This window comes from Streptomyces sp. URMC 127 (assembly GCF_051386535.1).
Lineage (GTDB): Bacteria > Actinomycetota > Actinomycetes > Streptomycetales > Streptomycetaceae > Streptomyces.
The window spans coordinates 1-13,312 of the sequence record NZ_JBPQTW010000193.1 but is presented as its reverse complement, the minus strand read 5'-3'; the positions used below and the strand labels follow the sequence as shown (position 1 = coordinate 13,312).

General features: G+C 72.6%; 12 protein-coding genes. 11 read left to right on the top strand and 1 reads right to left on the bottom strand.

The features are described 5' to 3' along the window. The 10 genes from ACSNOH_RS27855 to ACSNOH_RS27810 all read left to right on the top strand — a co-directional run. Positions 1 to 1,144 (top strand): alpha/beta fold hydrolase (locus ACSNOH_RS27855; protein WP_436724194.1); only part of this gene is annotated, 1,144 nt, incomplete at its 5' end. Further along, the gene (locus ACSNOH_RS27850) at positions 1,141 to 1,359 is read left to right on the top strand and encodes an MbtH family protein (RefSeq protein WP_436724193.1); all 219 of its coding nucleotides are present in this window, start codon (positions 1,141 to 1,143) and stop codon (positions 1,357 to 1,359) included. The genes ACSNOH_RS27855 and ACSNOH_RS27850, both read left to right, overlap by 4 nt. 108 nt (positions 1,360 to 1,467) lie before the next feature. Continuing rightward, on the top strand, positions 1,468 to 1,704 hold the full coding sequence (locus ACSNOH_RS27845) for a helix-turn-helix domain-containing protein (protein ID WP_436724192.1): 237 nt from the start codon (positions 1,468 to 1,470) through the stop codon (positions 1,702 to 1,704). 213 nt (positions 1,705 to 1,917) lie between these two features. Continuing rightward, a complete protein-coding gene (locus tag ACSNOH_RS27840) occupies positions 1,918 to 3,006 on the top strand; it encodes an AAA family ATPase (RefSeq protein WP_436724191.1) in 1,089 nt (362 codons plus the stop codon). Then, positions 3,003 to 4,373 (top strand): vWA domain-containing protein, encoded by a 1,371-nt coding sequence (locus ACSNOH_RS27835; protein ID WP_436724190.1) that lies wholly within the window; start codon positions 3,003 to 3,005, stop codon positions 4,371 to 4,373. Before ACSNOH_RS27840 ends, ACSNOH_RS27835 begins: the two co-directional genes overlap by 4 nt. Next, positions 4,370 to 5,224 carry a hypothetical protein gene (locus ACSNOH_RS27830; RefSeq protein ID WP_436724189.1) on the top strand — a complete coding sequence of 285 codons (855 nt, stop codon included), beginning with the start codon at positions 4,370 to 4,372 and terminating at the stop codon, positions 5,222 to 5,224. The genes ACSNOH_RS27835 and ACSNOH_RS27830 overlap by 4 nt, the downstream gene beginning before the upstream one ends. A 152-nt stretch (positions 5,225 to 5,376) precedes the next feature. Next, positions 5,377 to 6,342, top strand: a complete 966-nt coding sequence (locus ACSNOH_RS27825; protein WP_436724188.1) for an ATP-binding cassette domain-containing protein — start codon at positions 5,377 to 5,379, stop codon at positions 6,340 to 6,342. Continuing rightward, positions 6,339 to 7,169 (top strand): ABC transporter permease, encoded by an 831-nt coding sequence (locus tag ACSNOH_RS27820; RefSeq protein WP_436724187.1) that lies wholly within the window; start codon positions 6,339 to 6,341, stop codon positions 7,167 to 7,169. Before ACSNOH_RS27825 ends, ACSNOH_RS27820 begins: the two co-directional genes overlap by 4 nt. A gap of 129 nt (positions 7,170 to 7,298) precedes the next feature. Further along, positions 7,299 to 8,435 (top strand): methyltransferase, encoded by a 1,137-nt coding sequence (locus tag ACSNOH_RS27815; RefSeq protein WP_436724186.1) that lies wholly within the window; start codon positions 7,299 to 7,301, stop codon positions 8,433 to 8,435. After that, positions 8,432 to 9,601 carry a tryptophan 2,3-dioxygenase family protein gene (locus ACSNOH_RS27810; RefSeq protein ID WP_436724185.1) on the top strand — a complete coding sequence of 390 codons (1,170 nt, stop codon included), beginning with the start codon at positions 8,432 to 8,434 and terminating at the stop codon, positions 9,599 to 9,601. The genes ACSNOH_RS27815 and ACSNOH_RS27810 overlap by 4 nt, the downstream gene beginning before the upstream one ends. A gap of 13 nt (positions 9,602 to 9,614) precedes the next feature. Here ACSNOH_RS27810 and ACSNOH_RS27805 read toward each other — a convergent pair whose 3' ends face one another. Further along, complete coding sequence (locus ACSNOH_RS27805) at positions 9,615 to 10,847, bottom strand: cytochrome P450 (RefSeq protein WP_436724184.1); 1,233 nt, start codon at positions 10,845 to 10,847, stop codon at positions 9,615 to 9,617. A gap of 451 nt (positions 10,848 to 11,298) precedes the next feature. Between ACSNOH_RS27805 and ACSNOH_RS27800 the strand changes: the two genes are divergently transcribed. Further along, on the top strand, positions 11,299 to 12,963 hold the full coding sequence (locus ACSNOH_RS27800; protein WP_436724183.1) for an APC family permease: 1,665 nt from the start codon (positions 11,299 to 11,301) through the stop codon (positions 12,961 to 12,963). Positions 12,964 to 13,312 lie beyond the last annotated feature (349 nt).

Below are 13,312 nucleotides of genomic sequence, written 5' to 3'. Positions count from 1 at the left end.
CACCCCCAACGGCAAGATCGACCGCGTGGCCCTCCCCGCCCCCGTCTACGCGACCGACCCGGACCGCACCCGCGCACCGCGCACGCCTCAGGAAGAAGTCCTCTGCGGCCTGTTCGCCGAAGTCCTGAACGTTCCCCACGTCGCCCCGGAGGACAGTTTCTTCGACCTGGGCGGCCACTCCCTCCTCGCCACCCGCCTCATCAGCCGCATCCGCACCGTCCTCGGCGTCGAACTCCCCATCCGGGCTCTCTTCGAGACCCCCACCCCCGAGGCGCTGGCCGTTCGCCTGGAGGTGGGTACGCAGGAGGACGCGTTCGGGGTGCTGCTGCCGTTGCGGCCGCAGGGGCGGAAGGAGCCGTTGTTCTGCGTGCATCCGGCCGGTGGTCTGAGCTGGCCGTACGCGGGGCTGCTGAGCCATCTGGACCCGGAGGTCCCGTTGTACGGCCTGCAGGCGCGCGGCCTGACCCCGGAGTACGGGGCCGCGGTATCGGTCGAGGAGATGGTCATCGACTATCTCGACCAGATCACCCAGGTGCAGCCGACGGGCCCGTACTACCTCCTGGGCTGGTCCTTTGGCGGCGTGGTGGTGCACGCGCTCGCGGAGGAGCTCCAGCGGCGCGGTGAGAAGGTCGCGTTGCTGGTGATCATCGACACGTACCCGGCACGCCCGCTGGACGAGGACACGCTCGGCAAGGTCGCCGCTCTGGAGACGTCGCGGATGTACATGGGCATGCTCGACGCCTTCGACATCGACACGGAGGGGCTGGGCGTGGACGAGTCCTCGCTCACGCACGAGCGGTTCATGGCGGTGCTGCGGACGCAGAACACCGCGTTCGCGAGCCTGGAGGAGGACTTCGTCGAAGCGGCGATGCGCGTCCTGGTCAACAACATCACGATCGGCTCGCGCTTCGAGCACGGGCACGTGTCCACGGATCTGCTCCTGATCACGGGAACGCAGGACCCGGACGCGCCCTACACGATCTCCCCGGAGGCATGGAGTCCTTTCGTGGACGGTCAGATCGACTGGTACGTGGTTTCCGCCGCGCACCACAGCATGATGCAGCCGGGGCCGCTGGCCGAACTCGGTCCCGTACTCGCCGAGAAGCTGCGCGAACTTCACTACGGAGAGGATCAGGAATCATGAGCAACCCCTTTGACGACGAGGACGGCCGCTTTCTGGTGCTGGTGAACGACGAGGGCCAGTATTCGCTGTGGCCGGCGTTCGCGGAGGTGCCGGGCATGTGGACCGTCGCGCATCAGGAGGACACCCGGGCGGCGTGCCTGGAGTTCATCGAGGAGAACTGGGTGGACATGCGGCCGCTCAGTCTGGTGCGGGAGATGGAGGAGAGGGCCTCCTGAGGAGAGGGCCCCCTGAGGGAGGGGGACGCCGGGGAGGGATGGTGCCGGGCGGGGCCGGGTTGTCATCCTTGGTTGACATCCTTCCGACTGTCAACCTAGGATGACAATATGGAGCTGGACCGGCTTGTGATGCTCGCCAAGGCCCCGGAGACCGTGGACCCCATAGAGGGTCTGAGGGCCGCCCATGACGTGCGCCGCGAGATGGAGCGCCTGGAAGCCGTGCTGGTGCGCAGAGCGCGCACCCAGGGGCGGACCTGGGCCGAAATCGCCGAGGTGCTGGGGATCAGCAAACAGGCCGTGCACAAGAAGTACGGCGGCCGCGGGATCTTCCGTTCCCAGGCCTGATTCATCCATCCCGATTCCCTTATCCGCCTTCGCCTTTCCCCGTCACCCCCACCCCCACCCCCGCCTTCTCGATTCCGCATGCCTGCCGGCTCATGGGTCGGGCGCCACGACACGACGGCGCCGGTGGCCCGGCAGCTGCATGCCCGGCTGCGGGCGGGGGAGACGGGGAAACGGGGAGACGGCGGGACGGGAAGGCTAGGAGCGAGTGACGAAATGAGTTCCCAGTCCGTTGTACGAGAGGCCGTCGCCGTGGCGGTGGCCGCGAACCTTCCGGTGATCCTCTGGGGTGCCCCCGGCACTGGAAAGACCTCCTCCGTGCTCGCGTTGGGGGAGGCGCTCGGGATGCCCGTCGAAGTCGTCGTCGGCTCCATCCGCGAGCCGAGTGACTTCTCCGGTCTGCCCGTGCTGCGCGACGGCAGCACCTACTTCGCCCCGCCGCGCTGGGCCGAGCGCCTCGCCGGTTCGGGCCACGGCCTGCTGTTCCTGGACGAGTTGACGACCGCGCCACCAGCGGTGCAGGCCGCCATGCTCAGGGTGGTGCTGGAGCGTACCGTCGGTGACCTCGTCCTGCCGGAAGAGGTGCGCATCGTCGCCGCGGCCAACCCGCCCGAACAGGCCGCCGACGGGTGGGACTTGTCCGCGCCGCTCGCCAACCGGCTGATCCACCTGCACTGGCAGGTCGACGCCGGCGACATCGCCGAGGGCTTCGCCGGCGGGTTCGCCGTACCGGAGCTGGACCGCAAGGACGCCCCGGGCGACGCCGAGGTCACCCGGGCCAGGTCGCTGGTCGGCGCCTTCCTGCGCGTGCGGCCGGCCCTGGTGCTGGCCGTGCCGGACAGCCCGGACCGGGCGGGCCGCAGCTGGCCCAGCCCCAGGACGTGGGAGATGGCGGCGAAGGCCATCGCGGCGTGCGAGCACAGCGCGGCCGCTGACGAGGTGCTGACCGAGCTCGTCCTGGGCGCGGTGGGCGAGGCCGCCGGATTCGAGTTGATCTCGTGGCTGCGCAACCTCGACCTGCCCGACCCCGAGACCCTCCTGACCGATGCGCACGCGCCGCTGCCCGAACGGGTCGACCGGCTGCACGCCGTGCTGGGCGCCGTCGTCGCCCACGTACTGGCCGACGGCAGCCCCGGCTTGTGGGAACAGGCGTGGACCGTGGTGGCGAGGGCCGCCCGCAGCGCCCCGGACGTCGCGGCCGGCGCGGCCCGGTCGCTGGCCAGGAACCGGCCGACCGGCGCGGCGCTGCCGCACACCATGCTGGAACTCGCACCCATCCTGCGCGCCGCGGGACTGCTGCGATGAGCGACGACCCCGAGGCCGGACAGCCCCCGCCGGACCGAGCGCGGGACGGCACGACCGCCCGCGCGACCGAGCAGGCGCTGGAGCGGTTCGCCGCGGCCAGGCTGTGGGCCGTACACCAGGCCCCCTACCTGGCGTCGGCCGTCTTCGCGCTCACCCCCGTCGTGCTGGAGCCCGCCCTCGACGAGCGGACCGGAGAGCCCGTGCCGGACCCGGAGTTCCGGGCCTTTCCCGCGGACACCCGGTGGAACGTGCACGTGGAGGCCGCGACCGCCCTGGCCACCCCGGTGCCCGAGATCGGCTGGTGGCTGCTGCACCACGTGGGCCACCTCGTGCGTTCCCACGCCGCACGCTCACCGGTGCGCCCCGAGTCGCCCGGCACCGCGGGCTCCCATGCCGCCGGCCCGGTCAGGGACAGCGAGGCCCACCGCTGGAACCAGGCCGCCGACGCGGAGATCAACGACGACCTGGAGGCCGAGGGGCTGGCGGGCCCGGACGGGGTCATCTCGCCCACCGTCCTGGGACTGCCGTCGAACCGGATGGCGGAGGAGTACGTCCCGATGCTCGACGTGCTCGACGAAGCGGTCGGCCGGGGCGGCAGGGCGCTGGCGGACGCCGTCGACTGCGGCAGCGCTGCCGACGGCTTGGAGCGGAGCTACGAGGACTCCGGATCCGGCGGCGGACTGAGCGAGCTGGAGCGCGAGTTGCTGGAGCGGTCCATCGCCGCCGGCATCCAGGAGCGGACGAGCGCGCGCAGCGAGGTACCGCTGGGATGGCGCCGGTGGGCCGAGGAGCGGCTGCGGCCCCGGGTGAACTGGCGCGCCCAGCTGGGTTCCCTGATCCGGCGCGGCCTGAGCCTGGCCGCGGGCCGGGTCGACTTCAGCTACCGCAGGCCGTCCCGCCGGGCCGCCGCGTACCCCGGCGTCGTGGTCCCGGCCATGGTCAGTCCCGTGCCGTCCACCGTGGTGGTGATCGACACCTCGGGCAGCGTCACCGAGCCCGTTCTCGGGAAGCTCGTCGCCGAGGTCACCGCGATCCTCGACGGCGTCACCGGCCCGCACCGGCGGCTGCGCGTGCTGTGCTGCGACACGGCCGCCCACCCCGTGCAGGAGGTCAGGCGCGCCGAGGACGTGCGGCTGGTCGGCGGCGGCGGCACCGACATGCGGGCGGGACTAGCGGCGGCGACCGCGCTGCGTCCGCGCCCCGACCTCGTGATCGTGCTGACCGACGGTCAGACCCCGTGGCCGGAGCACCGGCCCGCCGCGCCGGTGGTCGTCTGCCTCATCGGCGACGGCGGGGAGGCGCCGGAGTGGGCGGCCACGGTGCGCGTGCCCGAGAAGCAGGAGGAACAGGAGAAAGGGGCGTCATGACCGTCGCGTTTCCCGAGGGGCCGGAAGAGCCGGAGAAGGCGGAGGGGCACGAAGGACAGGCCGGCGGGGCGGGGCGCGAGGGCCCTCCCGGGGGCTGGGACGTGGGCGCCGACGGCGACCCCGTTCCGGAGCCGCTGCCCGAATGGCAGGAGCACGGCTTCACCATCGCCGAGGCCCGGCGGTGGATCGAGGGGAAGTTCCTCGTCGCCGAGGCCGAACGCTGGCGCACCTCCGGTGTCTACACCCCGGAGAAGGCCCGCGAATGGCGGACCGCCGGCGCGACCCCGTACACCGTCGACGGCTGGCTGCGGGCCGGCATGACCCCCCGGGACGCCGTGCGCTGGCGCGAACTGGGCTACTCCCCGCAGGAGGCCGCGGAGCGGCACTTGGCGGGCGAGAGCCCGCAGCCCCGGGGCTGGTTGTACCGGATGCTCAACCGTGGCACCCGCCCCCCGGACCCGTACGCGGGAGACCCGGAGAAGTCCGAGGCCATGCGGGAGCTGCTGCGCTCCGGGGTGGCCGCCGCGACGGCGCGCGGGTTCGTCGAGTCCGGCTGGTCCGGGCGCGACGCGCTCGACTGGGCCAAGCGCGGGATCGAGCCGGGCGACGCCAAGCTCTTCCACGCCCTGGGCGTCTCCGCCGCGGAGGCCGAGAAGCTCGTACGGGACGGCGAGGACGCCGTGACCGTGGTCACCGCGTGGTGGGGCGCCGGAATCCCGATGGACGAGGTCGCCGCCTGGCGCGGGGCCGGGTTCGGCGCGGAGGAGGCCGCGCAGATGCGCAAGGAGGGGACCGATGTCGAACAGGCGAAGATCCTCCGCGCGCTCACCGAAGGCGGCGACTTCGCCTGACGGACTGACGGACTGACGGACTGACGGACTGACGGCCTGCCGGTTCGACGGACTGCCGGTTGACGGTCTGGCGACCTGGCGGCCTGACGAGCGGGCCGGCGCACACCAGGAAACCCGGGAACGGAGGAACGAAGGAATGGAGGTGACCGGACATGCTGTCCACGAAAACGGCCGTACTGGCGGAGGGCCTGTGTAAGAGCTTCGGTGAGACGCGGGCGCTCGACGGCTTCGACCTGATGGTGCCCGAGGCGACCGTGTGCGGCCTGCTGGGCCCCAACGGCGCGGGGAAGACGACGGCGGTGCGCATCCTGTCGACCCTGCTGGAGGCCGACGGCGGCCGGGCCGAGGTGGCCGGCTACGACGTCGCCCGGCAGCCCGCCGAGGTCCGCCGCCGGATCGGCCTCACGGGGCAGTCCGCGGCCGTCGACGACATCCTGACCGGGCGGCGGAACCTGGAGATGTTCTGCCGGCTGTTCCACCTCGGCGCGGCGGCGGCCAGACGGCGGAGCGGTGAGCTGCTGGAGCAGTTCGGCCTGGAGGAGGCCGCCGACAGGCCCGTCAAGCAGTACTCCGGCGGCATGCGGCGGCGCCTGGACCTCGCGGCCGGCCTCATCCTGGCGCCCAAGGTGCTGTTCCTGGACGAGCCGACCACCGGCCTCGACCCGCGCAACCGCCGGGAGATGTGGACCGCCGTCCGCCGGCTCGTCGCCGGGGGCACCACCGTGCTGCTGACCACCCAGTACCTGGAGGAGGCCGACCAGCTGGCCGACCGGATCGCGGTGATCGACACGGGCAAGGTCATCGCCGAGGGCACCCCCGCCCATCTGAAGTCCGCCGTCGGCGGCGACCAGCTGGACGTGGTGCTGCGCGACGGCGATCGGATGGCGGAGGCCACCGGCATCGTCGCCCGCGTCACCGGCGCCCGGCCGGAGACCGACCCGGAGACGCAGCGGATCAGCGCCCCCGCCCCCGACCGCGTCGCGGTGCTCACCGAGGTGATGCGGGCGCTCGACGACGAGGGGATGGCGGTGGCCGACGTGGCGCTGCGCGGGCCGACGCTGGACGACGTCTTCCTGCGCCTGACCGGACACCGTACCGAGGAGGAAGCGGCCGCATGACCGCGACGACACCGGACGCCCCGGCCACCACCCCCGGCGACCGACTGCGCTGGGCGGTGTCCGACGGCTGGACCATCGCCCGCCGCTATCTGACGCACTGGGTGCAGGAACCGGGCCGCATCCTCGCCGGATTGCTCTTCCCCGGCATGATGGTCCTGCTCTTCGGCTACGTCTTCGGCAGTGCGATGAAGGTGCCGGGCGGCGACTACCGCGAGTTCCTCATGCCGGGCCTGTTCGCGATGACCATGGCGATGGGCATCGCGGTGACGGTGACCTCCGTGACCACCGACGCCGCGCGCGGGGTCACCGACCGGTTCCGGTCCATGCCGATGGCGCGCTCCGCCGTCGTGACCGGGCGCTGCATCGCCGACATGGTCAACTCGGTGCTGGACCTGGCCGTGCTGATCGGGTGCGGCCTGCTGGTCGGCTGGGGCTGGCACCGCGGTCCCGGTGCGGTGCTGGGCGCGCTCGGGCTGCTCCTGCTGCTGCGCTTCGCCCTGATCTGGGTGGGCATCTATCTGGGACTGGTCCTGCCGGGCCCGGAGGCGGTGCCGGTGGTCCTGGCGCCGGTGTACCCACTGACCATGATCGCGAACACGTTCGTGGCACCCGGGCAGATGCCGTCCTGGCTCGGCGCGATCGCCGAGTGGAACCCCCTGTCGGCCACCGTGTCGGCGACGCGCAGGCTCTTCGGCAACCCCGGCATCGGCCCGGGGGACTCCTGGGCCGCGGGGCACTCTCTGCTGCTCGCCGTCGTCTGGCCCCTCGTCCTCGTGGCCGTCTTCCTGCCGCTCTCCGTCCGCCGCTACCGGCGGCTCAGCCGCTGAGCGGGCGGCCGCACCCCGCTGCGGACGCCCCGAACCAGGATTTCCCCCGAACCAGGATTTCCCCCGAACCAGGATTTCCCCCGAGGCCGGATCCCCGGCCCCGGATTCCCCGAACACGGAGGCGCATTGATGATCCCCCCTGCCCTGGAACGGGCCCTGTACGGTCTCCACGCCACGCACGTGCTCCATCTGGCCGACAAACACGGCGTGTTCCCCGCCCTCGCGGAGCGGCCGGCGACGGCGACCGCCCTCGCCGTACGCCTGAAGGCCGACGGCGAGACGCTGGAGCGGATGCTGCTCGTCCTGGACTCCCTGGGCCTCGTCGAACGCGCCGAGGACGGCACCTACCACGTACCCACCGCCGTACGGCCCTACCTGGACCCCGCGGCCCCGCGCTACGTCGGCGGATTCCTCACCCACATGGTCACCAGCACGGCCGAGCGCATGCCGCTGCTCGACACGTACTTGAGCGCGGGGAAGGAGGCGGCCGACGCCGGCCGGCCCGCGCCCTTCGACCTCATCTACGCCACCCCCGAGTCCACGGAACGCTTCCTCACGGCGATGTGGCAGCTCAGCGCCGACGTCTCGCGCGAGCTGGCGGAACTGGCCGGTCTGACCGGGACCCGGCGGCTGATCGACGTCGGCGGGGCCGGCGGCGCCTTCTGCGTGGCCGCCCTCCGCGCGGCGCCCGGTCTGCGGGCCACCGTCTTCGACCTGCCCCAGGTCGGGCCCCACCTGGAGGCGACGGCCCGTGCCCACGGCCTCGCGGACCGCCTGGACTTCGTCGCCGGAGACTTCGTCGCCGGCGACGAACTCCCGGCGGGCGACTGTTTCGCCTTCGGCTACGTGCTCTCCGACTGGGACGACGACACTTGTGTCGCCCTGCTTCGCAAGGCGCACCGGGCCTGCGCGCCGGGAGGCCGGGTCCTGGTCATGGAGCGGCTCTTCGACGACGACCGCCGCGGCCCGATGGGCACCGCCGTGATGAACCTGTCCATGCACATCGAGACCCGGGGACGGCACCGCACGGCCGCCGAATACGGCGAGCTGCTCGACCAGGCCGGATTCCGGCCGGGCCCGGTCCACCGGTCCGGCCAGGACAAGCACGTGGTGACCGGGCACAAGCCTGCCGCCGGCGCGTCCGGGGAATCCGCCACATCCATCACATCCGCCACATCCATGACATCCGACACGTCCGGCCCGTTCAGCATCTCCGGCGCCGGTGCCGGTACCACCGGCGCACCGCACATACAGGGGGAGACATGACCATCGGCTTACGATTCCCCGGCCTCTCGGGCCGCTGCGAGGAGATCGCTCGCACCCAGGCGGCCGCCGGCCGGCTGGCGCTCGGGGAGGCCGACCGGAGCCGGTTCGCCGAGACCTACGAGGCGGCCGTCAGGGCGGGGGCGGGCACCGAGAACGAACTGCTGCGCCTGCTCACCCGCCCGTTCAGCCGGCTCGAACCCATACCGATGTACTACCGCTACTCCAGCCTGCACGTCTACGACTGGTTCCTGCGCCGGACCCCGGGCGACGACCCCGTCGCGGCGGCCGTGGTGGCCCTGGACGCCACCCTCGCCGAACTGGCCGCCGTGGAGCGGCAGGAGGCCGCGGTACGCGGCGCGGACGCCCCGCACCTGCCGGAGCGGCTGCGGCGCCTGGCCGTGCTCCGCACCCGCTGCCGGGCCCTGCCCGTCGCCCCGCACGGAAAACGCCTCGGCGGTGACGCGATCGACGAGGCGGCGGGCGATCCCGGGGCCCGCTGGCGGGCGGCCGTGCTGACCAGTTGCACCGGCTTCCCGATGTCGGACCACCACGACGAGCACATCTTCCTGCGGGCGGTGCACGCCTGCGAACTCGCCTTCTACGTGATCCGCCGACTCGCCGTGGACACCGTCACCCGCCTCGCCGAGTCCGCCCGCTCCGAGGCCCTCGCCCTGCTGGGGCAGCTCGCCCACCACGCCGAGGTGCCCAACCACGTCTTCCACGTCCTGCGCACCCTCACCCCGGAGCTGTTCATGGGCTTCCGCGAGGCCACGGGGGCCGCCAGCGCCGTGCAGTCGCTCAACTACCACCTGATGGAGCTCGTGGTGTACGGCCACGACCCGCGCAAGGCGGCGGTCTTCGACCGCTTCGAGCACCTGCGCGAGCTCAACGCCCCCCGCCTGCGCGCCGTGCGCTCCCTCCGGGAGGCCGTCGGGGCCGCCGGCGACGGGGAGCTGGCCGGCGCCCTGGCGGTCGTCGAACGCGGACTGCTCACCTGGCGCGGCCGGCACTACGGCTTCGGGCGCCGCTACCTCCCCGGCATCAAGGGCTCCGGCGGCACGGAGGGCGCCGACTACCTGAAACCGTTCGTCGACAAGGTCTACCCGCCGGCGGTCCCGGCGACCGTCCGGCCGCCGGTCGAGCTGACCCGGTTCGCCTTCCGCTGACCGCCGCCCCGCCCTAGCCCCCCGCCGGGCTCAGCGTCACCGGCGCGGACTCGTACCCCCAGATGAGGTTCGAGCGCATGCGGCGCGCGGGCCCCGCCGGTTCCGCGGCGCCGACCCGGCGGATGAGCTCGTCGAACATCACCGTCAGCTCGGTGGTGGCCAGCGAGGCGCCGAGGCAGAAGTGGTGGCCGGTGGCGAAGGCCAGGTGGCGGGTGGGGTTCCTGGCCACGTCGAACCGCTCCGGCTCGGGGAAGACGGCCCCGTCGCGGTTGCCCGCGGGCAACCACAGCGCCAGCTGCTCCCCGGCCCGGATCTCCTGACCGCCGACCTCGGTGCCGGTGGTGGCGGTCCGCAGCACGTGCATGGCGGGGCTGGTCCAGCGCAGGATCTCCTGGACCGCGGAGGGGAGCAGCTCCGGATCCTGCCGCAGCCGCCGCCACTCGGCGGGGTGGTCGATGAGGGCGAGCAGCCCGCCGACGGTGGCGTGCCGGGTGGTCTCGTTGCCGCCGGAGATCAGGCCGTCGCAGTTGAGGAAGATCTCCTCATCCGTCAGGCGGGCGCCGTCGACGGTGCCGTCGAGCAGCGCGGTGACGATGTCGTCCTGGGGCTCCTTGCGCCGCCGCTCCAGCAGTTCCTCGTAGTAGGAGAGGATGTCCACGTGCGCCTCGGCCACCGCCAGCGGATCGGTCTGCTCCGACACCGCGCCGAAGGCGGTCATGGTGCGCTCCAGCATGAAGTCCCAGTCCTGCGGCGGCACTCCGATCATGTCGCAGATCACGGAGACGGGGAGCCGCGCGGCGACGGCCGTGAAGTCGCAGGTGCCCTCGGCGAGCGCCCGGTCGAGGGCGGAGGCGACCGTGCGGCGCATGTTCTGTTCGAGGCGGGCGACCATGCGCGGGGTGAAGGCGGAGTTGATGATCCGGCGGATGGCGCCGTGCCGGGGCGGGTCGGTGACGATGAGCATCTTGCCGGCGGCGGAAGCCGTGGCGGCGGGGTTGTGGTCCAGGCGCATGCCGCGCTCGGAGGTGAAGGTGCCCGGGTCCTTGAGCACCCGGGAGATGGCGTCGTGGGAGAGCACCGCCCAGAAGGAGCCCGCCGGACGTTCGTTGCGATGGACGGGGGATGCGGACCGCAGCCGTTCCCAGATCCGTTCGGGGTTCCCGCCGGCGTAGAGCCCGGGGTCGGACAGGTCGACGGCCGGTAAGGCGGCGGACGGGGATTCGGGGCCGTTGCGCGGGTCTGCCATACGGGGCGCTCCTCGGTGCGGACACTTACGGACACACTCACGGACACATGCGGGCACTGATACGGGCACACGGAGTTTCTCCGCACCCTTCGTCCCTTCATACCCCGGGCACTGAGGCTGACGGAACAGGCCGTAGGGGCAAGGCGGAGGAACGCGGCGGCATGCGTGCGCCGAAATGCAGGAATGATTGGAAATAAGTTTCCGATCAAGGGCGATTGGAGTGGAACCTCCCATTGCCGTAGCATGACCGGCGTCGTAATTTGCGCCCTCGGTGATCTCGTCGCAGGCGAGATCGGACCACTGCTGATCGAATTCCCTGCCGCATTTCCCGCCCGGCCCGGAAGACGGAGTCCCCGTCGGCGCGAGCCGACGCAGGCAGGGCAGCCGGACGGCCGATGAGGTGCACCGTGCTGCCCGCAGACTTTGTCTCCGGCAGAACGGAATGCACGTCGTGGATCTGAGCGCGGCCAATCGGAAAGGCCTCAGCCTCTTCGCCCTGATCATGATCGGGCTGGGGTCCATTTTCGGCTCCGGCTGGCTCTTCGGAGCCGGACAGGCGGCGCAGGTCGCGGGCCCGGCCGCACTGGTCGCCTGGGTGATCGGCGCGATCTTCATCGGCATGATCGCCATGTCCTACGCGGAGGTCGGCGCGGCCTATCCGCTGCCCGGCGCGATGGCCCGGTTCGGCTCCATCTCGCACGGCCCGGTCCTCGGCTTCATCACCGGCTGGGCCGTGTGGATCGCCACCGCCTCGCTGATCCCGATCGAGGCCATCGCGGGCACCCAGTACATGTCCTCGTGGAGCTTCGGCTGGGCCCGCGGGCTGGTCGCCGGCGGCAGCCTCACCGGCACCGGCATCGCCATGGCCCTGGGCCTGACCTTCGCCCTGTGGCTGGCCTGCTACTGGTCGGTCGAGCTGCTGGCGCGCGCCAACAACCTGCTGACCCTGGTCAAGTTCGCCATTCCGGTCCTCGCGGTCGGTGCGCTCATAGCCTCCGGCTTCCACACGGACAACTTCACCGCGCACGGCGGCTTCGCCCCCAACGGCTGGTCCGCGGTGCTCACCGCCGTCACCGCTTCCGGCGTCGTCTTCGCCTTCAACGGCTTCCAGGCCGTCGTCAACCTCGGCGGCAACGCCAAGAACCCGGGCCGGGCCATCCCGCTCGCCCTCGTCGGCGCCCTCTCCCTCGGGCTCGTGATCTACCTGGCCCTGCAGGTCGCCTTCCTCGGCGCCGTCCCGCCCGAGAAGCTCGCCGAAGCCGGCGGCTGGAGCGGCATCAACTTCGCCTCGCCCTTCGCCGACCTCGCCAAGCTGCTGATGCTGCACTGGGTCGTCACCATGCTCCAGTTCGGCGCGTTCATCTCGCCCAACGGCGCCAACATCGGCAACGTCGCCTCCTCCGCCTACCTGGCGCAGAACCTCGCCGACACCGGCTTCTTCCCCAAGAAGATCGCCGAGGTGCACCCCCGCTACGGCGTCGCCCGCCCCGCCATGTGGCTCAACCTGGGCTTCTCCGTCCTGCTGCTGCTGACCATCGGCCACAGCTGGGAGGCCCTCGCCAGCGTCGTCTCCGCCGCGATGGTCGTCTCCTACCTCATGGGCCCCATCGCCGTCGGTGTCTTCCGGAAGACCAAGCCGGAGCTGCCCCGCCCCTTCCGGCTGCCCGCCGCCTCGGTCCTCTGCCCGCTGATCTTCGCCTTCGCGGCCTGCGCCCTGTACTGGTCGAAGTGGCCCAACACCGGCAAGGTGACCCTGCTCACCCTGGTCTCGGTGCCCATCGCCGCGGTCGTGCTGCGCCGCCGGGGCGAGAACCTGCGCCGGCAGTTCGCGCCGGCCTGGTGGATGGCCGGGTTCCTGCTGTGGCTGTCCCTGCTGTCGGCCCTCGGCAGCCCCGACTTCGGCGGTCACGGCGTGATCCCGAGCGGTCTCGACACGGCCCTGGTCGGCGTGTCGGCGCTGGGCTTCTACTTCTGGGCCGTGCGGGCGGGTGTCCAGGCCCACCGCGCGGGCCTGCCCGGCCCGGACCCGGTGCTCTCGGGCGCGGCCGCCGGGCCCGCCGCCGGCACCGTCCCCGCGCAGGAACGCGAGCACGAGGCGGCCGTCGCGGCCTCCTAGGCGCTCTCCTCGCCGTTGCGGCGGGCGGCTCCCTCCGCCGCCATGCCGCAACGGCGGCCCACGGTGACGCGGCTGCCCGGCGGTCCCGCACCGGGCCCGGCGCTCCCGCCGGATGGTCGGGTAGGGCGCTACCCCGCCGGACGGCCCGGCTCGGCGCACTCCCGCAGGGCGGTCCGGCTCGGCGCACTCCCGCAGGGCGGTCCGGCACGGCGCCCCCCGTCGGACGGTCCGGATCGGCACCCGCCGGACGGTCCGGCCCGGCGCGCTCCCCTCGGACGGTCCGGCCCGGCGCGCTCCCCTCGGACGGTCCGGCCCGGCGCGCTCCCCTCGGACGGTCCGGCCCGGCGCG

Bases quoted from the DNA above. Each gene is read 5' to 3' on its own strand.
- ACSNOH_RS27850 (WP_436724193.1), top strand. From the start codon at position 1,141: ATGAGCAACCCCTTTGACGACGAGGACGGCCGCTTTCTGGTGCTGGTG.
- ACSNOH_RS27845 (WP_436724192.1), top strand. From the start codon at position 1,468: ATGGAGCTGGACCGGCTTGTGATGCTCGCCAAGGCCCCGGAGACCGTG.
- ACSNOH_RS27840 (WP_436724191.1), top strand. From the start codon at position 1,918: ATGAGTTCCCAGTCCGTTGTACGAGAGGCCGTCGCCGTGGCGGTGGCC.
- ACSNOH_RS27835 (WP_436724190.1), top strand. From the start codon at position 3,003: ATGAGCGACGACCCCGAGGCCGGACAGCCCCCGCCGGACCGAGCGCGG.
- ACSNOH_RS27830 (WP_436724189.1), top strand. From the start codon at position 4,370: ATGACCGTCGCGTTTCCCGAGGGGCCGGAAGAGCCGGAGAAGGCGGAG.
- ACSNOH_RS27825 (WP_436724188.1), top strand. From the start codon at position 5,377: ATGCTGTCCACGAAAACGGCCGTACTGGCGGAGGGCCTGTGTAAGAGC.
- ACSNOH_RS27820 (WP_436724187.1), top strand. From the start codon at position 6,339: ATGACCGCGACGACACCGGACGCCCCGGCCACCACCCCCGGCGACCGA.
- ACSNOH_RS27815 (WP_436724186.1), top strand. From the start codon at position 7,299: ATGATCCCCCCTGCCCTGGAACGGGCCCTGTACGGTCTCCACGCCACG.
- ACSNOH_RS27810 (WP_436724185.1), top strand. From the start codon at position 8,432: ATGACCATCGGCTTACGATTCCCCGGCCTCTCGGGCCGCTGCGAGGAG.
- ACSNOH_RS27805 (WP_436724184.1), bottom strand. From the start codon at position 10,847: ATGGCAGACCCGCGCAACGGCCCCGAATCCCCGTCCGCCGCCTTACCG.